23 protein-coding genes are annotated in these 23248 nt (G+C 65.9%); 7 read left to right on the plus strand and 16 right to left on the minus strand.

Features of this window, described 5'->3' with window-relative positions:
• Positions 1–110 precede the first annotated feature (110 nt).
• A complete protein-coding gene (locus K3A84_RS09450; protein ID WP_225009091.1) occupies positions 111–1859 on the plus strand; it encodes a M10 family metallopeptidase in 1749 nt (582 codons plus the stop codon).
• 3 nt (positions 1860–1862) lie between these two features.
• Here K3A84_RS09450 and K3A84_RS09455 read toward each other — a convergent pair whose 3' ends face one another.
• The 13 genes from K3A84_RS09455 to K3A84_RS09515 all read right to left on the minus strand — a co-directional run bounded on the left by K3A84_RS09455 (position 1863) and on the right by K3A84_RS09515 (position 11491).
• Positions 1863–2270, minus strand: coding sequence for a hypothetical protein (locus K3A84_RS09455; RefSeq protein ID WP_225009092.1), 408 nt, complete (start codon positions 2268–2270; stop codon positions 1863–1865).
• On the minus strand, positions 2267–3148 hold the full coding sequence (locus tag K3A84_RS09460) for a LysR substrate-binding domain-containing protein (protein ID WP_225009093.1): 882 nt from the start codon (positions 3146–3148) through the stop codon (positions 2267–2269). The genes K3A84_RS09455 and K3A84_RS09460 overlap by 4 nt, the downstream gene beginning before the upstream one ends.
• A complete protein-coding gene (locus tag K3A84_RS09465) occupies positions 3145–4083 on the minus strand; it encodes a hemolysin family protein (RefSeq protein WP_225009094.1) in 939 nt (312 codons plus the stop codon). The genes K3A84_RS09460 and K3A84_RS09465 overlap by 4 nt, the downstream gene beginning before the upstream one ends.
• Positions 4084–4103: 20 nt before the next feature.
• Complete coding sequence (gene ybeY, locus K3A84_RS09470) at positions 4104–4607, minus strand: rRNA maturation RNase YbeY (RefSeq protein WP_225009095.1); 504 nt, start codon at positions 4605–4607, stop codon at positions 4104–4106.
• Positions 4604–5653, minus strand: coding sequence for a PhoH family protein (locus K3A84_RS09475; RefSeq protein WP_225009096.1), 1050 nt, complete (start codon positions 5651–5653; stop codon positions 4604–4606). The genes ybeY and K3A84_RS09475 overlap by 4 nt, the downstream gene beginning before the upstream one ends.
• A 122-nt stretch (positions 5654–5775) precedes the next feature.
• Positions 5776–7107, minus strand: a complete 1332-nt coding sequence (gene miaB / locus K3A84_RS09480) for a tRNA (N6-isopentenyl adenosine(37)-C2)-methylthiotransferase MiaB (protein WP_225009097.1) — start codon at positions 7105–7107, stop codon at positions 5776–5778.
• 41 nt (positions 7108–7148) lie between these two features.
• Positions 7149–8027: a lysophospholipid acyltransferase family protein gene (locus K3A84_RS09485; protein WP_225009098.1), complete on the minus strand. Its 879-nt coding sequence runs from the start codon at positions 8025–8027 to the stop codon at positions 7149–7151.
• Positions 8011–8433: a Fur family transcriptional regulator gene (locus tag K3A84_RS09490; RefSeq protein WP_225009099.1), complete on the minus strand. Its 423-nt coding sequence runs from the start codon at positions 8431–8433 to the stop codon at positions 8011–8013. The genes K3A84_RS09485 and K3A84_RS09490 overlap by 17 nt, the downstream gene beginning before the upstream one ends.
• Positions 8434–8561: 128 nt before the next feature.
• Positions 8562–9008 (minus strand): MucR family transcriptional regulator, encoded by a 447-nt coding sequence (locus K3A84_RS09495; RefSeq protein WP_225009100.1) that lies wholly within the window; start codon positions 9006–9008, stop codon positions 8562–8564.
• 170 nt (positions 9009–9178) lie between these two features.
• The gene (locus tag K3A84_RS09500) at positions 9179–9634 is read right to left on the minus strand and encodes a GNAT family N-acetyltransferase (protein ID WP_318248297.1); all 456 of its coding nucleotides are present in this window, start codon (positions 9632–9634) and stop codon (positions 9179–9181) included.
• A 26-nt stretch (positions 9635–9660) separates the two neighbouring features.
• Complete coding sequence (tsaB, locus tag K3A84_RS09505; RefSeq protein ID WP_225009102.1) at positions 9661–10281, minus strand: tRNA (adenosine(37)-N6)-threonylcarbamoyltransferase complex dimerization subunit type 1 TsaB; 621 nt, start codon at positions 10279–10281, stop codon at positions 9661–9663.
• A gap of 19 nt (positions 10282–10300) precedes the next feature.
• A complete protein-coding gene (locus K3A84_RS09510; protein ID WP_225009103.1) occupies positions 10301–10894 on the minus strand; it encodes a malonic semialdehyde reductase in 594 nt (197 codons plus the stop codon).
• A gap of 21 nt (positions 10895–10915) precedes the next feature.
• Entirely contained in the window at positions 10916–11491 is a 576-nt protein-coding gene (locus K3A84_RS09515) for a NifU family protein (protein ID WP_225009104.1), read from the minus strand.
• A 110-nt stretch (positions 11492–11601) separates the two neighbouring features.
• Between K3A84_RS09515 and K3A84_RS09520 the strand changes: the two genes are divergently transcribed.
• From K3A84_RS09520 to K3A84_RS09530, 3 genes are all read left to right on the plus strand, one after another.
• A complete protein-coding gene (locus K3A84_RS09520; protein WP_225009105.1) occupies positions 11602–12192 on the plus strand; it encodes an FKBP-type peptidyl-prolyl cis-trans isomerase in 591 nt (196 codons plus the stop codon).
• Positions 12193–12258: 66 nt separating this feature from the next.
• Positions 12259–15162, plus strand: coding sequence for a M16 family metallopeptidase (locus tag K3A84_RS09525; protein WP_404823134.1), 2904 nt, complete (start codon positions 12259–12261; stop codon positions 15160–15162).
• 120 nt (positions 15163–15282) lie between these two features.
• Positions 15283–16656, plus strand: coding sequence for a class II 3-deoxy-7-phosphoheptulonate synthase (locus K3A84_RS09530; RefSeq protein WP_225009107.1), 1374 nt, complete (start codon positions 15283–15285; stop codon positions 16654–16656).
• Between the two features lie 61 nt (positions 16657–16717).
• Here K3A84_RS09530 and K3A84_RS09535 read toward each other — a convergent pair whose 3' ends face one another.
• The 3 genes from K3A84_RS09535 to K3A84_RS09545 form a co-directional block, all read right to left on the minus strand.
• Positions 16718–17791 carry a phosphotransferase family protein gene (locus K3A84_RS09535; RefSeq protein WP_225009108.1) on the minus strand — a complete coding sequence of 358 codons (1074 nt, stop codon included), beginning with the start codon at positions 17789–17791 and terminating at the stop codon, positions 16718–16720.
• Positions 17792–17804: 13 nt separating this feature from the next.
• Entirely contained in the window at positions 17805–18896 is a 1092-nt protein-coding gene (locus tag K3A84_RS09540) for a Zn-dependent alcohol dehydrogenase (protein ID WP_225009109.1), read from the minus strand.
• Positions 18897–18989: 93 nt separating this feature from the next.
• A complete protein-coding gene (locus K3A84_RS09545; protein WP_225009110.1) occupies positions 18990–19841 on the minus strand; it encodes an SDR family NAD(P)-dependent oxidoreductase in 852 nt (283 codons plus the stop codon).
• 174 nt (positions 19842–20015) lie between these two features.
• On the opposite strand from K3A84_RS09545, the gene K3A84_RS09550 reads away from it, so the two are divergent.
• From K3A84_RS09550 to K3A84_RS09560, 3 genes are all read left to right on the plus strand, one after another.
• On the plus strand, positions 20016–21179 hold the full coding sequence (locus K3A84_RS09550) for an acyl-CoA dehydrogenase family protein (protein WP_225009111.1): 1164 nt from the start codon (positions 20016–20018) through the stop codon (positions 21177–21179).
• A gap of 24 nt (positions 21180–21203) precedes the next feature.
• Positions 21204–22343, plus strand: coding sequence for an acyl-CoA dehydrogenase family protein (locus K3A84_RS09555; protein WP_225009112.1), 1140 nt, complete (start codon positions 21204–21206; stop codon positions 22341–22343).
• A 99-nt stretch (positions 22344–22442) separates the two neighbouring features.
• On the plus strand, positions 22443–23246 hold the full coding sequence (locus K3A84_RS09560) for an SDR family oxidoreductase (protein WP_225009113.1): 804 nt from the start codon (positions 22443–22445) through the stop codon (positions 23244–23246).
• Positions 23247–23248 lie beyond the last annotated feature (2 nt).

Consider the following 23248-nt stretch of genomic DNA (forward strand, 5'->3'; position numbering starts at 1 on the left):
ACGTAGAGCTGCGCAGCCTTGCGGCCCCGGGATTATCTCGAAGTTCAGGCCTGGCGGGCATTCCCGATCGCGCAGGGCACGCGGTTCCACCCTGCGCGGAGGCACTGCCGATGGCGCTCTATACCCAGACCTCGCCGGTCGCTCGCTATGGCCTGAGCGGCAACAAGTTCATCGACGGGCTGCTTCCCGGTCTCGTCAGTTCGCGCGTGGCGTGGTCGACCAAGGATGCAGGCGGCGTCACGCAAGTGACGTACAGCTTCCCTTGGGTCGATGGCGCGGCCAGCGTCTTTGCACCCAACTATGGGCGGGGCGAGAACGTGGCGGCGGTCACGGCGCCGGTCAGCGCGGCGCAGGCGCAGCAGATCGCCGGGGCGTTCACCGCATGGTCGAACGTGGCCAACGTGGCCTTCATGCAAGTGGCCGAGACTGCGGACGGGACGGTCGGTGATATCCGCGTCGCCTTCACCTCGGCGGTGCCGGGCGCCTACTGGGGCTATGCGCTGGGCGTGTCGGACGGGATGAGCAACGCCCACGGCGACATCTGGATCGATGATTCGATCATCGGCCAGTCCTTTGCGCCGGGCACTTACAACTACATGGCGATGATGCACGAGATCGGCCATGCGCTGGGCCTCAAGCATCCGTTCGAAGGCGCAAAGATCCCTTCGGGCTTCGACAACCGGCGCTACACGATCATGTCGTACACCGATCCCGACAAGGTCTGGTGGCACAAACCCGAAACCGGAGCCAACGAATACCTGATCAAGTCGCCGATGGTCTACGACATCCTGGCCATCCAGAAGATCTACGGCGCGAACATGGCGTGGCACACCGGCGACGATGTCTACGCCTTCTCCCCCACTGCGCCGTCGTTCGAGGCGATCTGGGATGCGGGCGGCACAGATACGTTCAGCGTCGCCGCCTTCTCCGGCGCCTGCACGATCGACCTGACGGCAGGCGCCTATTCTTCGCTGGGCTACGACACGGTCTCGCTCACGAAGAACATCGGCATCGCCTTCAACTGCACGATCGAGAACGCCATCGGCGGTGCGGGGGCGGACACCCTTCTGGGTAGCGCCACCGCCAATGGATTGAGTGGTGGTGGCGGCAACGATGTGCTGCGGGGCAATGCAGGCGACGATGTGCTGAACGGCGAGGGTGACAACGACACGCTCGACGGCGGTGCAGGCAACGACGCGCTGGATGGCGGCGCAGGCGACGACCTGCTCGATGGTGGGGCGGGCGACGATGTGCTGACGGGTGGCGAAGGGATCGATGCCGCCAATTATTCCGCGATCCGCAGCGGCGTGAAGGTGGGGCTGGATATCCAGGGACTGCAGGCGACCGGCGCGGGGAACGACAGTCTTACGGGAATCGAGAACGTGGTGGGCGGCGCGGGCGCGGACCTGCTGGTGGGCGACGCCGGGGCCAACCGCCTGGAAGGCGGGGCAGGTGCCGACAGGCTCGTGGGCGGCGAAGGAGCGGACGTGCTGGTGGGCGGGGAAGGCCGCGACCTGACCGTGGGTGGAGGCGGGGCGGACGTGTTCCGGTTCGCCACGATCAAGGAGTTGGCAGGCAAGGCCGCACCCGCCGCCGACGAGATCTACGATTTCAGCCATGCCGAGGGCGACCTGATCGACCTGTCGGCGCTCGATGCGATCAAGAGCACGACAAGTGTCAACGACGCTTTCACCTGGATTGGCGAGGCTGCCTTTACCAAGCACGCGGGCGAACTGCGCTATGCCGTGGCGCTGGGCGTGGGACTGGTGACAGGGGACATCGACGGCAACGGATCGGCCGATTTCGCCATTCGCATCGACGGGGGCGTGGCCCTCGTTGCCGAGGATTTCGTGCTGTAGCGCTCAGCGCAGCAGCAGGCGGCTTTCGGTCACTTCGATCACGGGCACTTCCCATGGATGGGCGGACATCAGTGCGGCAAGGGCGGCGTCGACGTCGGTTTCTGCCGCATCGTCGCGCAGCCATGTCGTGACGGTGACGGTGGGCGAGAACGTGGTTTCGTCTGCCGTGCCGAGCGTGGGCACGGCATCGGGGCCGGGGGTGAATGTCTCCCAGCCGAGCGCGATTTCGGCGACGCCGTTGTAGAGGCCGAAGTCGCCGAGCGCCGGCTGATCGCGTACGATGGCGAGCATGGCATACAGCACCGGGTCGCGCTCCATCGCGGCGCTTTCGCCTGCCAGCAGCGCGGCCAGCGTCTCAGGCGCGACGGGCACGTGGATGCGTACCGCGCGCACTGTGCGGAACGCGATCACAGGCCCGCCTTCAGCATCCAGTCGTGGAACAGCCGCACCGGGCGCGATTGCAGCGCGCGCGGGCGACACACGAACCAGTAGGAATAGGGGCTGTCGACGTCGATGTCGTAGACCCGCGCCAGACGGGGATCGTGGCTGCGCACGTAGTGGTCATCGTGCATGATCGCGATGCCCAGCCCTTGCGCGGCGGCTTCGAGGATCAGCTGGCCCGAATCGAAGTGGTCGATCGCGGCGGGTTCCAGCGCCTCGATGTGGAGGGCGCGCTTCCACGCCTCGAAGCTCATCGGCAGGTCGTTATGGATCAGGAACGTCTGCTTCGACAGCTTGGCGACATCGGGGCGCGGGCCCAGTTCCTCGACCAGCGCCTTGGACGCGATGGCGTGGACGCGGTTGTGATCGAGCCGCACCGAATGGAGCGTCGCGTCCGGCCCTTCGGACAGGATGATCGCGGCGTCGATGGTGTCGCCCAGCTTGGTTTCGGCGACGTTCGAGCTGTCGATGTCGATATGCAACTGCGGGTGCAGGCGGCGCAGCTCGCCAAGCCGTGGGAACAGACGCTGGCTGCCGAACAGCGGCAGCACGCCAAGGCGCAGGCGCATGACCTTGCCGGTATCGACCAGCCGGTCGATGCGGTCGGTCATCTCGTCCATCAGCGGCGCGACCGCGTCGTAGAGCGACTGTCCTTCGTCGGTCAGCTTGAGCATCTGGTGCTTGCGTTCGAACAGCGGCTTGCCGACGAATTCCTCCAGCGCGGCCAGGCGGCGCGACAGCGCGGACGGGCTGAGCGCAAGTTCCGCCGCTGCGGTCTTTGCGCTTCCGGCGCGCACGACGCGGATGAAGGCTTCGAGCGAGCGCAGCGGGGGCAGGCGGCGGATCATTCTTCCTCGGCCTCGGGCGGCTTGGGGGCATGGAGGCGCAGGCGGGTGAGCCGGCGTTCGTCGCCCTCGGTGACTTCGATGCGCCAGCCGCTGGCGTGTTCGAGCACGCGACCGACCGGCGGAACTTCACCCGCGAGCATCACCGCGAGTCCGCCGAGCGTATCGACGTCTTCTTCCACTTCGGCAAGTCGGGGATCGACGATTTCCCTTACGTCATCCAGTTCCGCGCGCGCATCGGCGTCCCATGTATCGGGATCGAGACGGGTCAGCAGTTCCTCGGGCGCGTCGTCGTGCTCGTCCTCGATCTCGCCGACGATTTCCTCGACCAGATCCTCGATCGTGATGATGCCGTCTGTGCCCGAATATTCGTCGATCACCACCGCAAGGTGCGTGCGGCTGGCGCGCATGTCGGCCAGCACGTCGATCGCGCCGCGCGCCTGCGGCACGAACAGCGGCTGGCGCAGCAGCGAGAGCCAGTCGGCAGGCGGTGCCTTCTTTTCGAGCGCGAGCGCGGCGAGGTGCGGGAACACGTCCTTGATGTGGATCATGCCGATCACTTCATCGAGCGTGTCGCGATAGACGGGCAGGCGGCTGTGGCCGTGTTCGGCGAAGGCTTCGACCACCTGCTGAAAGGTGGAGTCGGCCGGAATCGCGACAATCTGCCCGCGTGGAATGGCGACGTCATCGGCATCGTGCTCGCTGAAATGGAGCAGGTTCTTGAGCATCTGGCGTTCGAGCGGGACAAGATCGCCGTCCACGCCTTCGTCGTGGCCCGGCTCGTGCTCGTGCTCCTCGATCGCTTCCTCGATCTGCGCGCGCAGCGACTGATCGTGGTCCGGACCCCGGAAAAAAGCCTTGATCGCGCGCCATAGCGCGCCGTTACTGTCTCCGTCTCCCGATCGGCTCTCGCCTGCGGAGCCGCTGCCTTCGGCCACTGTCTGTGTTCCCCTGCTGGTCAATCTTCGACCGCATATGGGTCGGCGATGCCGATCAGTGCAAGCGCCTTCCTTTCCAGCGCTTCCATTTCCTCGGCTTCGGCCTCGCCCAGTTCGTGATCGTAGCCCGCCAGATGCAGCAATCCGTGGATCACGAGGTGGCTGGCGTGGACGTCGACGCTCACGCCCTTTTCGCCCGCTTCGCGCGCGCAGACCCCGTGCGCCAGGATCAGGTCGCCCAGCATGCCGGGCGCGCCTTCGTTGCTGGCGGCGGCGAGCACTTCCTCGCGGCTCAGCATGGGGAAGGACAGCACGTTGGTCGGCTTGTCCTTGGCACGCCATTGCTTGTTGAGCGCGTGGACTTCCTCGTCATCGGCCATGACGAGGCTGACCAGCAGGTTGTCGTGCGCCAGTTCGGGTGCGACTTGCGCAATGGCTTCAGCGGCGCGGTTGGCCAGGTCTTCCCAGTCGGTGTCCTCGCCCCATACGGGGTCGATGTCGATTTCGAGAATCGGCGCGGTCAATCATTCTTCCCTTCGTAGGCCTCGACGATCCGGCCAACGATTGGGTGGCGCACCACGTCGGCGGTCGAGAATCGGATAGTGCCGATGCCCTCGATCCCTTCGAGCTTGTTGACTGCATCTGCAAGACCGCTGGCATTGACGCCGCCGGGCAGGTCGACCTGCTTGGGATCGCCGCAGATCACCATGCGGCTGTTCTGCCCGAAGCGGGTGAGGAACATCTTCATCTGCGCAGGTGTGGTATTCTGCGCTTCGTCAAGGATGACGAAGGCGTCGGCCAGCGTGCGCCCGCGCATGAAGGCGATCGGCGCAATCTCGATCTCGCCGCTGGCCATGCGGCGTTCGACCTGTTCGGGTGGCATGCAATCGTAGAGGGCATCGTAGAGCGGGCGAAGGTAGGGATCGACCTTCTCCTTCATGTCGCCGGGCAGGAAGCCTAGCCGTTCACCCGCCTCAACCGCCGGGCGCGACAGGATCAGCCGCTGGACGCTGCCGTTGATCAGCTGCGCCACGGCCTGCGCCACCGCGAGGTAGGTCTTGCCGGTGCCCGCCGGGCCAAGCGCGAAGATCACGTCGTCGCGGATCAGCGCCTTCATGTATTCGATCTGCGTGGCGCTGCGCGGGACGATGGTCTTCTTGCGCGTGCGGATCATGATCGGCGGGGTGCCGCCGGGCGCGCCGGTGATGATCCCATCGAGCGTGGGTTCGTTCGACATCATGATCAGCGATTCGACCGCGCCCGCGTCGACTTCGTGCCCGGTCAGCAGGCGCTGGTGCATGCCTTTCAGCACTTCGCGCGCGCGGGCGACCGAATCTTCCGGTCCCTCGATCAGCACCTTGTTGCCGCGCGCCGAGATATAGACGCCGAGCCGGTTTTCGATCTGGACGAGGTTCTGGTCGAACTGGCCGAACAACGCTCCCAATACGGTCTGCTCGTCAAATTCCACTTCCACTCGGGCGCGCCGATGCAGATCCGGCCGATGCGGCTCCGTATCGGGGGAGCCAAAGTCGCGAGGCGCTTGCGGGGCGCGGGGGAACTTGCGAGCCATATCGAGGTGAAGCGTGCTCCTTTCGCTTGGGGTGCGTTCCCAAGATTAGGCGCCGATGTTGCGCGCGCAAGACGGACCCCGCCGAAAAGCGGATATTTGCACAGCCTTGTGGGAAATACCCTTCAGGCCGCGCGCGGCAGAACCGTGCCGGCAAGCGAATTGGCCCCGGCCTCGACCAGTTCCACGCGGACGATGTCGCCGATCTGCGCATCGCCGATGAAGTGGACCGATTGCAGCCAGGGCGACTTGCCCAGCCATTGGCCGGGAAGCTTGCCGCGCCGCTCGACCAGCACGTCGCAGGTCCGGCCGACGCTGGCCCGGTTGAAAGCGACCTGATCGCGGTTGAGCGCGTCCTGAAGGCGCTTGAGGCGCTCGTCCATGACCTCTGCCGCGACATGATCGGCCATCGTGGCGGCAGGCGTGCCGGGGCGGGCCGAATACTTGAAGCTGAACGCCTGTGCATAGCCGACCGCATCGACAAGGCGCAGCGTGTCTTCGAACTCGGCGTCGGTCTCGCCGGGGAAGCCGACGATGAAATCCCCCGACAGCGCGATGTCGGGACGCGTGGCGCGAACGCGGTCCAGCACCTTGAGGTAGCTGTCGACGCTGTGGCTGCGGTTCATCGCGCGCAGCACGCGGTCGTTGCCCGCCTGCACCGGCAGGTGGAGGAAGGGCATCAGCTTGTCCACTTCGCCATGCGCGGCGATCAGGCCATCGGTCATGTCGTTGGGGTGGCTGGTGGTGTAGCGGATGCGCGCCAGATCGGGATCGGCCGCCAGCGCGCGGATCAGGCCGTCGAGACCCACCGCGCGGCCCTTGTCGTCCTCGCCTTCCCACGCATTGACGTTCTGGCCCAGCAGCGTGATCTCGCGCGCGCCGCCTGCCACCAGCAGCTTCGCCTCCTCGACCAGATCGGTGAAGGGGCGGCTGATTTCCGCGCCGCGGGTATAGGGCACCACGCAATAAGTGCAGAACTTGTCGCAACCTTCCTGCACGGTCAGGAACGCGGTCGGGCCGGAGCGGCGGCGCTTGGGCAGCGCGGCGAACTTGGCCTCGGCGGGCATGTCGGTTTCGGTGGCGCGCTTGCCTGCGGCGGCCTCGGCGACCATGTCGGGCAGGCGGTGATAGGCCTGCGGGCCGACCACGACCTTGACCGAAGGCGCGCGTGCCATGATCTCGGCGCCCTCGGCCTGCGCGACGCAGCCCGCCACGGCGATCAGCGGGCTGGAGCCATCTTCGCGGCGCAGGCGGCCGATGTCGGAATAGACCTTCTCGGTCGCCTTTTCGCGGATGTGGCAGGTGTTGAGCACGACGAGATCGGCATCGTCGCGCGCATCGGCGGCGGTCAGCCCTTGCGCGGTCAGCAGTTCGGCCATGCGTTCGCCGTCATAGACGTTCATCTGGCAGCCGAAGCTCTTGACGTGGAACGTCTTGGGGGGAGTCGTGGTGGACATAAGCCGCCGCCCTTACGCGATTTTGCGGGGCGGTTGAAGGCCTACCCCTCTGCCCTGTCGTGCGCGGCCTGTTCTGGCGCGCTGGGCGCGGTGAAGCGGACTTGCGGGACGTCGAGCGCGAAGGGGCGCAGTGACCTGCCCAGCGCGGCCTCTAGCGCCGGTTCGATGCGCGCGCGTGCGGCGGCGGCGATCGCCTTGCGGCCGGGGTGATCGCGCGGATCGAAGGGTTCGAGGTAGTGGACGTTCAGGCGGAAGCTGCCCTTGCGCGCCAGCACGCGCAGCGCGTTGGCGACGCCGCTTTCATCGCCGATCCAGCCGATCCATTCGGCGACCGGGCCGTAATCGAGCATCACCGGCTGGACCAGCACGCCGGGCGGGGGCGGTTCCAGCACGCGCAGCATCGCGGTCTTGAACGGCAGCAGCGACTGCCCGTCGGTGGTGGTGCCTTCGGGAAAGACGGTGACGGACCAGTTGTCTGCCAGCGCTTCCTTCAGGCGGTTGATCTGGTCGGCCACGCCCATGCGGTCTTCGCGGCTGACGAAGACGGTGCGGTTGAGCTTCGAGAGCCAGCCGACCACGGGGGCGCGTTCCAGTTCGGCCTTGGCGACGAAGGCGGTGCCGCTTGCGCCCGCCAGCGCGAGGATGTCCACCCACGAGACATGGTTGGCGATGAAGAACACGTCGCGGCGCAAGTGCGTGCCTTGCGTGCGCACGCGTGCGCCGCACAATCGCGCGGCCATGCGCAGAAACAACATGGGGATCGGCGAGCCGTAATGGATCGTGCGCCACACATAGTGCAGCGGCACGCAGACCAGCAGCGCCAGCAGCAGGCCGATGACGCGCAAGGCGATGCGCACGTGCCCGGCAAGGCTGATCGGCGCGCCCCTTGCCGGGCCGAAGTCGTCAGCCTTCGCGGTCAAGCTTGACGCCGTAGAGTTCCATGCGGTGGTCGACCAGGCGATAGCCGAGCTTTTCCGCGATCTGGCGCTGCAATGCTTCGAGTTCGGGATCGACGAATTCGATGACCTTGCCGGTTTCGACGTCGATCAGGTGGTCGTGATGCGCCTCGGGCGTCGCTTCATAGCGCGCGCGGCCATCGCCGAAATCGTGCCGATCGAGGATGCCCGCCTCTTCGAACAGGCGCACGGTGCGGTAGACCGTGGCGATCGAGATGCGCGGATCGACCGCCGAAGCACGTTCGTGCAGGCGCTCCACGTCGGGGTGGTCGTTGCTTTCCGAAAGCACCTTGGCGATCACGCGACGCTGGTCGGTGATGCGCAGGCCGCGTTCGGCGCAAAGGGCTTCGATATCGATCGCTTGATGCACGGGATTTCCGGTGAAATGAAAAATGGCCCGCCGATCATAGACCGGCGGGCCATTTGTTCAACAGGCGAACCTTCCGGAAAGGTTGAGCCTCAAGGCGGGGCCAAAGGCAGGTTCGCTATGCGACCGCTTCAGGCTGCGGCAGCGGCCTTGGCGCGGCCGCGCTTGGGCGCGGGCTTGCGGCCGAGGCCGATCTTCTTGGCCAGCTCGCGACGCTTCTCGGCATAGGCCGGAGCGACCATCGGATAGTCGGCGGGCAGGTTCCAGCGCGCGCGATACTGTTCCGGAGTCATGTTGTAGCGCGTGGCAAGATGACGCTTGAGCATCTTGAGCTTCTTGCCGTCCTCGAGGCAGACGATGTGATCGTTCTTCACCGAAGAACGGATCGAGACTGCCGGTTCCGGCAGCGCTTCTGCGGCCGGTTCGGCCGAGTTCAGGCCGGCCAGCGCGGAATAGACGTTCGTGATCAGCGTCGGAATGTCGCCCACCGCAACGCTGTTGTTGCTGACGTGCGCCGCGACGATGTCCGAGGTGAGCGTGATCAGCGTCTCGCGGATGTCGTTTTCGATTTCTGCCATTTTTTCGACCCTTATTGTTTGCCGGTGTTGCGTTGCAGCGACCCGGCCTTTCGAATCTCGATGTATTCGTCTTCTTTATACGCCGTCATGTACAGGAAACAATGGAATTGAAGGGTCGGATTCGGAACAATGACGGATTTTTCATAATCCGTTGAAAATCATTGCCAAATCTACAAATCCAGCGCCTGGCTCACCGCATCGAGGCGTAGCCCGTCGGGTGTACGATAGTAACCCGCGCGGTGGCCAACCGCCCGAAATCCATGCGCGGCGTAGAGAATTCCGGCCGGATTCTCGCTGCGCATCTCGAGAAAAAGCCTTTTCATGCCATTACTTCGCGCCTGTTCGATGAAGCGCGACAATAGCGCATGACCAAGACCACGAAGGCGAAAGTCGGGCGAGATGGCGAACAGAAGCAGTTCTTCCTCGTCGAGAATGCTGCGCGAAAGGAAGAAGCCCGCGGTCGCCTGCCCATCGGCGAAGGATTCGCCGCCATCGTCGGCGATCAGCCCATAGCGGGTGTTGGGCAGCAGCAGCGCGTCGCCGATCTGGCGGCGGTTCCAGGCCTCGCCATATTCGGGTGCAAAGGCGCGCTCCATCACCTCCATGATCCGGTCGAGGTCGTCCACCGGGGAGGGCACCGGGGCGGGCATTTTCAGCGCGACTGCGGCAGTCGGGCGTCAGGCGGCCGGCCATAGACCGGCGCGGCATCGGCGGTGAGCGCGCAGGGGCCAAGCAGCGCGAAGGCGCGCGCATCCGGCCATAGCGGCAGAGCGATCGCGCCATCGCCGCGCGCGGTGGCAAGCGCTTCAGCCTGGCTGCCTGCCAGCAGCGGCGCCTGCGACAGTGCGGCAATCGCGTCGGGCGTGCGCGAGACGAGGTCGGTCAACGGCGCACCGTCGGCGGCAAAGGCGCGGAAGAACCATTCGCCGTGCCCGCCGGTGGTGACGACATCGACCGCGAGACCAGGGTACTGCGCCCTGGCCATGCCGGCGAGGAGGGTGAGGCTGTCGTAGCCTTCCACGACGGCATTCCAGGCAAGCGCCAGCGCGCGGGCGGCGGCAAGCCCGACGCGAATGCCGGTAAAGCTACCAGGCCCGCGATCGACCGCGATATGGTCGGCGCGGCCCTTGCCGGGCAGCGCGGCGATCATAGGCACCAGTCGTTCGGCATGACCGCGCCCCAGTGTCAGGCATTCGCCTGCGAGCAGGACGTCATCGTCGAACAGCGCGACCGAGCAGGCTTCGGTCGCGCTGTCGATCACCAGTCGGCGCAACGTCGGGGTCCTTCGCAGTTCAGGCGATGCGGTTGAACGTGGCGAAGTCCGGGCGCGGCGAGCGCTCGAAGATCGTCGCGGGATCGCCATAGCCGAGCGTCGAGATGAAGTTGGACTTCACGCGCGGCGTATCGGCGAAGAAGGCGGCGTCGACCGCTGCATTGTCGAAGCCCGACATCGGGCCCGTGTCGAGCCCGACTGCGCGCGCCGCCATCAGGAAATAGGCACCCTGAAGCGTCGAATTGCGCATCGCCGACACTTCGCGAAGGGCTTCGTTGCCTGCGAACCAGCTTTTTGCATCGGCATGCGGGAACAGCCAGGGCAGCTGTTCATGGAAATCGAGATCCATGCCGATGATGACCGTCACCGGCGCGGTGCGGATCTTGTCGGGATTGGTGCCGCCCGCCAGCGCGGCGAGCGTTTCCTTCGCCTGGTCCGAAACGCACCACACGAGTCGTGCGGGCATCTGGTTGGCCGAAGTTGGGCCGAACTTCATCAGATCCCAGATCCGGTGCAGTTGTTCTTCGCTGACCGGCTTGTCGAGATAGCCGTTGTAGCTGCGCGCGGTGCGGAACAACTGGTCGAGCGCGGCGTCGGAAAGCGACTGGGACATGGTGGGAATCTCTGTTTCCTTTTACGCGGCGCGAACTTCGCTTACTTCAGGCACATAGTGCTTGAGCAGGCTTTCGATGCCGTTCTTGAGCGTGGCGGTCGATGACGGGCAGCCCGAGCAGGCGCCCTGCATCTGGAGGGTGACCACGCCGTCGCGGAAACCGCGATAGATGATGTCGCCGCCATCGTTGGCGACCGCGGGCCGCACGCGGGTTTCGATCAGGTCCTTGATCTGCGCGACGATGTCGGCGTCGGCCGGATCGTCGCCGAAGTCCTCGTCCTCGCCGGGGACAGCGATCCCGTCGGCGCTGCCGCCGACGAACAGCGGGGCCTGTGCGACGAAGTGATCGAGCAGCAGCGAGAGCACCTGCGGCTTGACGTCCGACCACTGCGCCCCCGGCGCGATCGTGACGGAAACGAAATCGCGCCCGAAGAACACGCCGGTCACGTCGCCGAGATCGAACAGCGCCTGCGCCAGTGGCGAGGCTTCGGCCTGTTCGGGCGAGGTGAATTCGCGCGTGCCCGCCGCCATGACCTGCTCGCCGGGCAGGAACTTGAGCGTGGAGGGGTTGGGCGTGGTTTCGGTTTCGATGAACATGGCTTTGCATGTAGGCCGGGGCAGGGGAGGGTCAAGGGGCCAAAAGGTCTGATGGACTCTGTCCGCCGATGCTTGGCGGAATTGTAACATGACGGTTATAGCGGGCGCACATGACCACGATCCTCCGGCGCATCGGCGCATTCGCTTCGCTCTCCATCCTCGCGACGGGCCTTGCCGGTCCGGCCATGGCCGCGGAATCGGCATCCGCCGCCACTGCGAGCCAGATCCTGCCGGTGCCGCTGATGCCGACGGTCGGGCCGCAGTTCCGCACCTGTGCGGCGAGAACGCCATCGGGCCTCGGCACCAGCGTGCTCAAGGCGGGCGATGGCCCCAAGCCGGGCAAGAACGACTTCGTACTGGTGAGCTACATCGGCTACCTTGCCGCCAACGGGCAGGTGTTCGATCAGAACGTCACCGCCCCGCTCAATCTCGACAACGTGATCCCCGGCTTCTCGGAAGGCCTGCAGGCCATGCCGCGCGGTTCGACCTGGCGCCTGTGCATCCCCGCCGCGCTCGGCTACGGCGCGCAGGCTTCGGCGGCGATCCCGGCCAACTCCGACCTCGTGTTCCAGATCGAGCTTGTCGATTCGAAGACGGTCGCCGAAGTGGAAAAGATGCGCGCCGAAATGCAGCAGCAACAGCAGGCAGAAACTGCCCCCGCGGCCCCTGCCGCCGCTCCCCAACCGGCCAAGAAGCCCTGATCCTGGTGCGAACAAGCGAAGGGCTATTCACTGGCCCTTCACTTTTCGCGTCCCTATAGCAGTCCGATGCATTCGACCTTAGGCCCCAAGCGGCGTTTCGGACAGTTCGCTTCCCTCCTGCTGGCCGGAGCGCTTGCGTTGCCGCCGCTGGTGCTTGCGCCCGTTGCAAGCGCAAAGCCCGCGGCGACGATGCCGCGGCCCGATCCTGCCAACTGGCTCTACGAAGGCAGCGACGTTCCGCACGACAAGGAGTGGACCTTCGGCATCCTGCCCAACGGGTTGCGCTATGCCGTGCGCCACAACGGGGTGCCGCCGGGGCAGATCTCGGTGCGTATCCTGGTCGATGCGGGCTCGCTTTACGAAACCGACGCGCAGCGCGGGTACGCGCACCTGATCGAGCACCTCTCGTTCCGCGATTCGAAGTATCTCAAGGCGGGCGAGGCGATCCCCACCTGGCAGAAGCTGGGCGCCACCTTCGGCAGTGACACCAACGCCGAAACCAGCGCGACGCAGACCGTCTACAAGCTCGACGTGCCCGAGGCCGACGTGGCCAAGACCGACGAGACGTTCAAGCTGCTGTCGGGCATGATCACCGCGCCGATCTTCACGCCCGAAGGGGTGAAGACCGAAGTGCCGATCGTGCTCGCCGAAATGCGCGAGCGCATGGGGCCGCAGTCGCGCGTGGTCGATGGCACGCGCGGCGTATTCTTTGCGGGCCAGCCGCTGGCCGACCGGTCGCCCATCGGCACCGTCGACACGCTGAATGCGGCGACCTCGGCCAGCATAAAGGCGTTCCACGACAAATGGTATCGCCCCGACAACGCCGTGATCATCGTGGCGGGCGACGCCGATCCGCAGACGCTGGTGGCGCAGATCCAGAAGTGGTTCGGCGGCTGGAAGGCACCGGGCAAGAAGCCGCCGCAGCCCGATTTCGGCAAGCCGGTGGCGCCTGCAGGCGTCGATCCAGCCAACCCCGTCGGCGAGACGCGCGTGCTGGTCGAGCCCGACCTGCCGCGCCTGTTCAATTTCGCCATCCTGCGCCCGTGGGAGAAGGTGAACGATACCATCGTCTACAACCAGGGGCTGATGGTCGACCGGCTGGCGCTGGCGCTGATCAATCGCCGGCTCGAAGCCAAGGCGCGCGGCACGGCGAGCTTCCTGGCCGCCTCGGTCGAGCAGCAGGACGTCAGTCGGTCGGCCGACACCACGCTGGTCAGCGTGACGCCGCTGGGCGACGACTGGAAGAGCGCGGTGCGCGATGTGCGCGCGGTGATCGCCGATGCGCTCGCCAGCCCGCCGAGCCCTGAGGAAATCGCGCGCGAAGTCGCTGAATTCGACGTCGCCTTCAAGGTGCCGGTCGAAACGCAGGAAACGCTGGCGGGGTCGAAGCTGGCCGACGAGATCGCCAATGCGGTCGACATCCGCGAGACCGTCGCCAACCCCGATACGGTCTACGACATCTTCCAGAAATCCGTGCCCTTGTTCACGCCGCAGGCCGTGTTCGAGCACACCAAGACCCTGTTCAAGGGCGCGGTGATCCGCGGTGTGCTGATCACGCCCAAGGCGAGCGACGGGACCGAGGCCGACGTCCGCGCCGCACTGACCGCGCCGGTCGATGCGGCGGCGGGTAGCCGCATTGCCGCCAACACGCTCAAGTTTTCGGACCTGCCGCCGATCGGCCAGCCGGGCACGGTGGCCTCCGCCGCGCCCGCCGGTATTCTCGGGATCGAACGCATCGAGCTGTCCAACGGCGTGAAGGCGCTGCTGTGGCACAACCAGGCCGAGCCGGGGCGGATCATCCTCAAGGTCCGTTTCGGCGGAGGTTATGCCGCGATCGATCCGAAGGACGCCGTCTATGGCCCGCTGGGCGAAATGGCGCTGATGGACAGCGGCATCGGCAAGCTCGGGCGGGACGAACTCGACCGGCTCGCGACGGGCCGCAAGCTGAGCCTCGATTTCGACATCGACGACACCGACTTCGTGATGAGTGCCGATACGCGCCCCGCCGATCTTGCCGACCAGCTCTACCTGTTTGCGGCCAAGCTGGGGATGCCGCGCTGGGACGCCAATCCGGTGCTGCGCGCGCGGGCCGCGGCCAAGCTCGGCTATGAAAGCACCAATGCCTCGCCGCAATCGGTGCTGGGCCGCGATGCGCCCTGGCTGTTGAAGAATGGCGATCCCCGTTACGCCCAGCCCAACCCGGCGGAACTCGACAAAGTGAACCCCGACGGCTTCCGTCGCGTGTGGGAGCCGCTGCTCGCGCAAGGGCCGATCGAGGTCGACATGTTCGGCGACTTCACGCGCGATGAGGCCGTTGCCGCGCTCCAACGCACGTTCGGCGCGCTGCCCAAGCGCGCCGATGCGCCCGCTTCGACGCTGGCGCCGACCATTCCGCCGCACAACGAACAGCCGCTGACGCTCACCCACCATGGCGATGCCAACACGGCCGCCGCGATGGTCGCCTGGCCGACCGGTGGAGGCCGCGCGGGTGTGCGCGAATCGCGCCAGCTCGAACTGCTGGCGCAGGTCTTCAACATCCGCCTGTTCGACGCGATGCGCGAAAAGATCGGCGCAAGCTATGCCCCGCAGGTCAATTCGAGCTGGCCGCTCGACCTGCCTTCGGGCGGCTATCTGGCGGCGACGGTGCAGTTGCGGCCGCAGGATCTGCCCGCTTTCTTCGCCGCTGCCGACAAGATCGCCGCCGACCTGTCGACCAACCCGCCGACGGCGGACGAGATCGCGCGCGTGACCGAGCCGATGAAGCAGCTGATCACCCGCGCCAGCACGGGCAACGGCTTCTACATGTATCAGCTCGAAGGCGGTGCGCTGGAGCCCGGTAAGTTCCAGGACATCCGCTCGATCCTCGTCGACTACAGCACGACCACGCCCGAGCGGATGCAGGCGCTGGCCAGCCGCTACCTTGTCCGCGACCGTTCCTGGCGGTTGCAGGTGGTGCCGCAGAAGAAGTGATGCGAAACGATCGGTTGTTCCGCGCCCATGCGCGGCGCAACCGATTTCACTGATCGCAAGCCTTCCTTTGCATTTGTGGCCGCCGCCGCGTATGGCCGCGCGTCTTGAAAGGAAGGAACTGTGGCAAGCAATTGGAATGCGCATAGCTGGCGCGGGCAAGAGGCGCGGCATTTGCCGGTCTATCCCGACACGGACAAGCTGAACGCGGTCGAGCAGACCCTGACGAGCTTTCCGCCGCTGGTGTTTGCGGGCGAGGCACGCGCGCTCAAGGCCGATCTGGCCCAGGTGGCGGCGGGCAAGGGTTTTCTGCTCCAGGGCGGGGACTGCGCCGAATCGTTTGCCGAGTTTCACCCGAACAACATTCGCGACACGTTCCGCGTGCTGCTGCAGATGGCGGTCGTGCTGACCTTCGCCAGCAAGCAGCCGGTGGTGAAGGTTGGCCGCATGGCGGGCCAGTTCGCCAAGCCGCGTTCGTCGCCGGTGGAGAAGATCGGCGATGTCGAGCTGCCGAGCTACCTTGGCGACAACATCAACGGCATCGAGTTCACGCCGGAATCGCGCATTCCCGATCCCGACAGAATGCTGCGCGCCTATAGCCAGGCAGCGGCAACGCTGAACCTGCTGCGCGCGTTTTCGACCGGCGGCTATGCCAATCTGCGCCAGGTCCACCAGTGGACGCTGGACCACATCGGTAAGAGCCCGTGGGCGACCAAGTTCAGCGAGATGGCCGACAAGATCGGGGAATCGCTCGACTTCATGGAAGCCTGCGGCATCGATCCGCAGACCGTGCCCCAGTTGAAGGGCACGAGCTTCTACACCAGCCACGAAGCACTGCTCCTTCAGTACGAAGAGGCGATGACGCGGCAGGATTCGCTGACGGGCGAGTGGTACGACACCAGCGCGCACATGCTCTGGATCGGCGATCGTACGCGCTTCGAAGGGTCGGCCCACGTCGAATACCTGCGCGGCGTGCAGAACCCGATCGGCATGAAGTGTGGGCCGAGCCTGACGCCGGACGCGTTGCTGGCGATGCTCGATACGCTCAACCCGTCGCGCGAAGCTGGCCGGATCACGCTCATCAGCCGCTTCGGGCATGACAAGGTGGAAGCAGGGCTTGCCCCGCTGGTCCGCGCGGTGAAGCGCGAAGGCCATCCGGTGGTGTGGAGCTGCGACCCGATGCACGGCAACGTGATCAAGGCCGACAACGGCTACAAGACGCGTCCGTTCGATCGCATCCTGTCCGAAGTGAAGGGCTTCTTCGCCGTTCACCGCGCCGAAGGCACCCACGCGGGCGGCATTCACATCGAGATGACGGGCCGCGACGTGACCGAATGCACCGGCGGCGCCGTGGCGATCACGCAGGAAGGCCTGGCCGACCGTTACCACACGCATTGCGACCCGCGTCTCAACGCGGCGCAGTCGATCGAGCTGGCATTCCTGCTTGCGGAAATGCTCAACCTCGAACGCAGCGAAAAGCGCGCCGAAGCGGCCTGATCGCTTCAGCCTTCAGATCAAAAGGGGCGGCGTCGGAGTTTCGGCGCCGCCCCTTTTCGTTTCAGCGCGCGCCCGCCTTCCGCGCGAAGGTCCAGGCGGCCTGTGCCAGCGGCGCCACGCGCTCCGAACTTGCCTTGGCGTGGGCGGACGAGGCGGTGCCGTCGATCACGCGCTTCTTGATGCCCTGCACGATGCCGGTCAGGCGGAAGAAGTTGTAGGCGAGATACCAGTCGAGCCCGGCGACGCCATCGCGCCCGGTCTTTTCACAATAGCGCGCAACGACTTCTTCCAGTTCGGGAATGCCCAGCGCTTTGCGGTCGAGATCCTGCACGCCCGAACGCCCGGCGTTGTCGGTGAACCAGGCGACGCACAAGTATGTGAAATCGGCCAGCGGATCGCCCAGCGTCGACAGCTCCCAGTCGAGCACCGCCAGCACCTTGGGCTCGGTGGGCGCATAGATCATGTTGTCGATGCGGTAGTCGCCGTGGACGACGCTGGTCCGCGTCTGTTCGGGCAGCGTGGCCGGCAGCCATTCGATCAGCCGCTCCATCTCGGGCATCGTTTCGGTTTCGGACAGGCGGTACTGTTTGGTCCAGCGGTCCACCTGCCGCCCGAAGTAGTTGCCGGGCTTGCCGAAGTCCGACAGGCCCGCCGCTTCCACATCGACATTGTGGAGCGCCGCCAGCGTATCGACCATTTCCAGGTAGGTCGCGCGGCGTTCCGGCGGCGTCGCGCCAGGCATGGCGCCGTCCCAGATCGTGCGCCCTTCGATGCAGCCCATGACGTAGAACATCGAGCCGGCGACGCTGTCGTCGGTGCACAGGCCATATTGCGGCGGCACCGGGAAGCCGGCGCGCGAAAGGCCCGCCTGCACTCGGTGCTCGCGGTCGACCGCGTGCGCCGAGGGCAGCAGCTTGCCGAACGGCTTGCGCCGCAGGACATAGGCGCGGCCCGGCGTTTCGATGCGATAGGTCGGGTTGGATTGCCCACCCTTGAACTTGCGCACCGAAAGCGGCCCGGCAAAGCCGGCCACGTTGGCTTCGAACCAGCGGGTCAGCGCCGCTTCGTCGAGCCGGTCCGCGCCTTCGGGTTCGACCGTGCCGGTGAACGCGGCCTGGGCGTCGATCTGCGTCATGGCTTGCGGCTGCTTACTGGTCGAACACGATGACGCTGCGCGCCGTGTGACCCGCCTTCATCTTCTCGAAGCCTTCGTTGATCCCCGACAGCGGGATGCGCTCGGCGATGATGGTGTCGAGATCGAGCAGCCCGCGCATGTAGAAATCGACAAGGCGCGGCAGATCGACCGGGAAGCGGTTGCCACCCATCAGCGCGCCCTGCAGCTTCTTGCCCGAAAGCAGGTCCATCGCGCCAAGGCCGACCTTCTCGTTGAGCGGCAGCATCCCGAGGATGGTGGCGGTGCCGCCCCGGCGCAGCGTGGCGACGGCAAGGTTGGCCGAAGCAGGACGGCCCACGGCCTCGATCGCGTGGTCGACCCCGCCCTTCGTGAGTTCGATGATCTGCTTGGCCGCATCGGGATCGGATGTGTCGATCACGTCGGTCGCGCCCAGCTTCTTTGCCAGTTCGCGCTTTTCGGGGATCGGGTCGGCGGCGATGATACGCCCGGCCCCGGCGATCTTGGCGGCATTGATCGTGGCGAGGCCCACGCCCCCGCAGCCTACCACGGCGACGTTCTCGCCCGGCGTCACCTTGCAGGCGTTGAACACCGCACCGGCGCCCGTCGTCACCGCGCAACCGATCACGGCGGCCCGGTCGAGCGGCATGTCGGGGTTGATGGCGACGCAGGCGTGTTCGTGGATCAGCATCATCTCGGCGAAGGCCGACAGGTTCAGCATCTGGTTGACCATGCTGCCATCCGAGGTGCGCGTCAGGCGCGGGGCCTCGCTCGGCTTGCGGCGGGTATCACCGCCCAGGCACAGCGACATGCGCCCGGTCACGCAGAACTCGCAATGCCCGCAGAAGGCCGAAAGGCAGGTGACGACCGCATCGCCCACTTTCACCGTGCGCACTTCACTGCCCACCGCCTCGACGATCCCCGCCGCCTCGTGACCGGCCACGGCAGGCATGGCGTGGGGATAGATGCCTTCGATGAAGTGCAGGTCCGAATGGCACAGGCCGCAAGCGGCAGTGCGGATCAGCACCTCGTGCGGGCCGGGCTTCGACACGGTGAGATCGTCGATGATCAGCGGCTGACCGGCTTTTTCGAGGATGGCGGCTTTCATCGATCTTCTCCTGAACTGTTGCCGGTCACGCGCGCTGGCGATCGGGGTGTCTTTAAGTCGTCGGTTAAATGCTGCGGGAGGCTCGGGCCGAAATCAAGCCTGTGCCGTGCCCAGCGCGGCCATCGCTTCAAGCTGTTCGAAGATGCCCGGCGCTTGCGGGTCCCACGAATGGCGCGGGCCGATGGTCAGGCCGCCGTCGACGATCAGCGAGGTGCCGTTGACGAAGCTCGCCGCCTCGCTGGCCAGGAACATCACCGCCTCGGCGATGTCGTCGCCCTGGCCGCCGCGCGCGACGGGCTGTGCCTGGGCCGAGATCCCTGCGATGACCGCCTTGGCCTGCTCGGCCATGTCCTCGGACATGCCGACCGCACGGGTGAAAATGTTGGTGTTGATGAAGCCCGGCTGCACAGCGTTGACGCGGATCTGGTGCTTGGCGAGATCGGCGGCGCTGGTCTTGGTCAGGTGCAGCACGCCGGCTTTGGCCACGGCATAGGCATTGGGGGAGTAGCCCGGCCCGATCGCCGCCACGCTGGAGGTGTTGACGATCGATGCGCCCTTGCGCCCCTTCATGTGCGGCACGGCATAGCGGATTCCGAAGGCGACCGAGCGCAGCAGCAGGTCCATCGTGCGGTCCCAGCCTTCGGGCTCGATCTCGTCGATCGGGGCCATTTCGCCGCCCGCTCCCGCATTGTTGAAGACGACGTCGATGCCGCCGGTTTCAGCGGCGGCGCGGTTCATCAGCGCCTTGATGTCTTCGGTGCTGGTGACGTCGCAGCGCACGCAGCTGACCTTGCCGTTCGAGGCAGCGGCGGTGTCGGCCAGCCCCTTTTCGTCGATGTCGGCGGCATAGACCAGCGCGCCTTCACCGGCGAACTTGATCGCGGTGGCCCGTCCGATTCCCGATGCGGCGCCCGTGATCACCACGGTCTTTCCGGCAAAGCGCATGTCCCTCTCCATCTTCTGTCGTTTTGCCGCGCAGCTTAGGCGCGGGCGGGGCTTCGTCAATGCCTTCACGCTTTACGCTACGGCAAGCTGGGATGCCCGCAAACCGCAGAAATCTGCGCTTGCCAGCACGCTCCGACTCGACTTAATTTGTCGATTAAGAGAGGAGCAAATTTGATGTCGGACCTGGATACTTTCCGTCAGGAAATCCGCGCGTGGCTGGAGGAAAACTGCCCGCCGGAAATGCGCGAACCCGTTCGTGACGACGACGACGCCTGCTGGGGCGGCCGCAACTTCACGTTCAAGAACGAAGCGCAGAAGGTCTGGCTCGAACGCTGCGTGGCCAAGGGCTACACCGTGCCTGATTGGCCCAAGGCCTATGGCGGCGCCGGGATGAGCGCGGCCGAAGCCAAGATCTGGCGCGAGGAAATGGTCCGCATCAATGCGCGGCCTCCGTTGTCGAGCTTCGGCATCTGGATGCTCGGCCCGGCGCTGCTCAAGTTCGGCACGGAAGAACAGAAGGTCCACTACCTCGGCCAGATCGCGCGCGGCGAGATCCGCTGGTGCCAGGGCTATTCCGAGCCCGGCTCGGGCTCGGACCTCGTCAGCTTGCAGACCTTCGGCGAGGACAAGGGCGACCACTGGGTGGTCAACGGCCAGAAGATCTGGACGTCCTATGCCAACAAGGCCGACTGGATCTTCTGCCTGGTCCGCACCGACAAGACCAACAAGTACCAGGGCATCAGCTTTCTGCTGTTCGACATGACCACGCCGGGTGTGTCGACCAAGCCGATCAAGCTGATCAGCGGCAGCTCGCCATTCTGCGAGACGTTTTTCGACAACGTGGTCGTGCCCAAGGACCAGATCGTCGGCCAGCTCAATCGCGGCTGGGATGTGGCCAAGTACCTGCTCGGTCACGAGCGCGAGATGATCTCGGCGACCGGCGGTGCGGATCGCGCGGGCTCGCTGGGCGCCACGCTGGGGCGCAATGGCGCGCTGGAGGATCCGGTGCTGCGCGCGCAGGTTGCGCTGTTCGATGTCGATGCGCTGGCCTTCACCTGCATGAGCGAAAAGTTCATGGACGAGGTCAAGATCGGCCGCGGCCATCCCGCCCAGCCCAACATGATGAAGTACGCCGGGACCGAGCTGAACAAGGCGCGGCTCGAACTGCTGATGTCGGCGGGCGGCAGCACCGCGCTCGAATGGGAAAGCGAGGAAACCGAAGGCGGCGCGCTGCCGCGTTCGTGGCTGCGCACCAAGGCGAACTCGATCGAAGGCGGCACCAGCGAGGTCATGCTCAACGTGATCTCGAAGCGCATTCTCGAACTGCCCGGCGCCTGAGCCCTTCCTTAAGAGGAAATTCCAATGCCTTTGTACCTGAACGAAGACCAGGCGATGCTCGCCGACAGTGTCACCGGCTTCCTCGCCGATGAAGGGTCGATCAAGAAGCAGCTGCGCCACTATCGCGACATCAACTGCAAGGATGGCTTCGGCCACGCGCTGTGGAAGCAGTTTGCCGAAATGGGCCTGACCGGCATGCTTGCCGCCGAAGCCGACGGCGGGCTGGGCCTTGGCCATGTCGAAGCGGGCGCGGTGCTCAAGCAGATCGGTCGCAACCTGACGCCGTCGCCGTTCCTGACCACATCGGTCATGGGCGTGACCGCGCTGGGCGAGGCCTCGGCCGACCTCAAGGGGCGCTACCTGCCGGGCGTGATCGCGGGCGACATGGTGCTGGCCGTCGCCATCGACGAAGGCGCCAAGCACCGCCCTGAACGCATCGCCGCCCGTGCCGAGCGCTCTGGCAACGGCTTCCGCCTGTCGGGTCGCAAGGACTTCGTGGTCCAAGGCGCTTCGGCCGATGCGATCATCGTCGCCGCGCGCACCTCGGGCAGCGATAGCGATGCCGATGGCATCACGTTGTTCGCCGTGCCCAAGGATGCGGCGGGCGTGGGCCACAACTCGGTGCGGCTGGTCGACAGCGCGATGGCCAGCCACGTGACGTTCGACAACGTTGAACTCGATGGCAGCGCGGTGATCGGCGAAGTCGACGGTGGCCGTGCGCTGCTGAACAAGGTGTTGGCCGCAGGCCGTCTTGGCGCGGCGGCGGAACAGACCGGCGTCGCGTCGGGCGCGTTCGACATCACCACCACCTACCTCAAGACGCGCAAGCAGTTCGGCCAGCTGATCGGCGAATTCCAGGCGCTCCAGCACCGCGCGGCGCACCTCTATTCTGAACTGGAGATCGCCGATGCCACGGTGATGAAGGCGCAGCAGCTGCTCGACGCAGGCTCCGAAAAGGCCGAGCTGATGGTGGCCGTGGCCAAGGCCAAGGCAGGCAAGGCCTCCAGCCTCGCCGTGCGCGAAGGCGTGCAGATGCACGGCGGCGTCGGCATGACCGACGAATTCGACATCGGCCTCTACATGAAGCGCGAGCGCGCGCTCGCCGAGTTCCTGGGCGACCAGTACTACCACGCGCAGAAGGTTGCCGAACTGAGCGGCTACTGAGTGTGACGGACCAATGAACACGAAGGGCGGATCGGCAGGTGTGCGGGTCCGCCCTTTTTTCTCCCGCCGATGATGCGGCGGGCAGGGGAGAGACAGGCCATGGATTTCACCAAACTGTTCAGCCTCGAAGGCCGCGTCGCGGTTGTTACAGGCGGCTCGCGCGGGATTGGCGAGATGATCGCCGAAGGCTTCATCGCCGCCGGGTGCGCGCGCGTCTACGTCACCGCGCGCAAGGTATCGGTGGTCGAGGAAACCGCCGAGCGGCTGGGGCCGAAGTGCATCGCGCTGCCGGGGGACATTTCGACCATGGCCGGCATGGAAGCTCTCGCGGCAGACCTCGCCGCGCGTGAAGCGAAGATCGACATTCTCGTCAACAACGCCGGTGCGGCGTGGGGCGCGGAATTCGACGAGTTTCCCGAAGCGGGCTGGGACAAGGTCATGGACCTCAACGTCAAGACTCCGTTCTTCCTGACGCAGAAGTTGCACGGGCTGCTCAAGGCCGCCGCCACCGACCATCCGGCCAAAGTCATCAACATCGCCTCGATCGATGGCCTTCGCCCCAATCCGTGGGAAACCTATTCCTATCAGGCGTCGAAGTCCGCGCTGATCCACCTGACGCGGCGCATGGCCGCACGGCTGATCAAGGACAACATCGTCGCAAGCTGCATCTGCCCCGGCGCGTTCCCGTCGGAAATGAACAAGGCCGCGGCGCGCAATCCCGAAGCTTCGGCCAAGGGCATTCCGTCGCGCCGGGTTGGTACGATCGAGGACATGGCGGGCGGCGCGATCTATCTCGCCAGCCGGGCGGGCGACTACGTGGTCGGCACGCCGCTGCCGATCGATGGCGGCATCGTCAACGGCTGGGTGCCGGACAACGCCGTCGATCCTTCGGGCGGGCACTGAGG

Origin of the sequence: Novosphingobium percolationis (assembly GCF_020179425.1) — a bacterium.
Classification (GTDB): domain Bacteria; phylum Pseudomonadota; class Alphaproteobacteria; order Sphingomonadales; family Sphingomonadaceae; genus Novosphingobium; species Novosphingobium percolationis.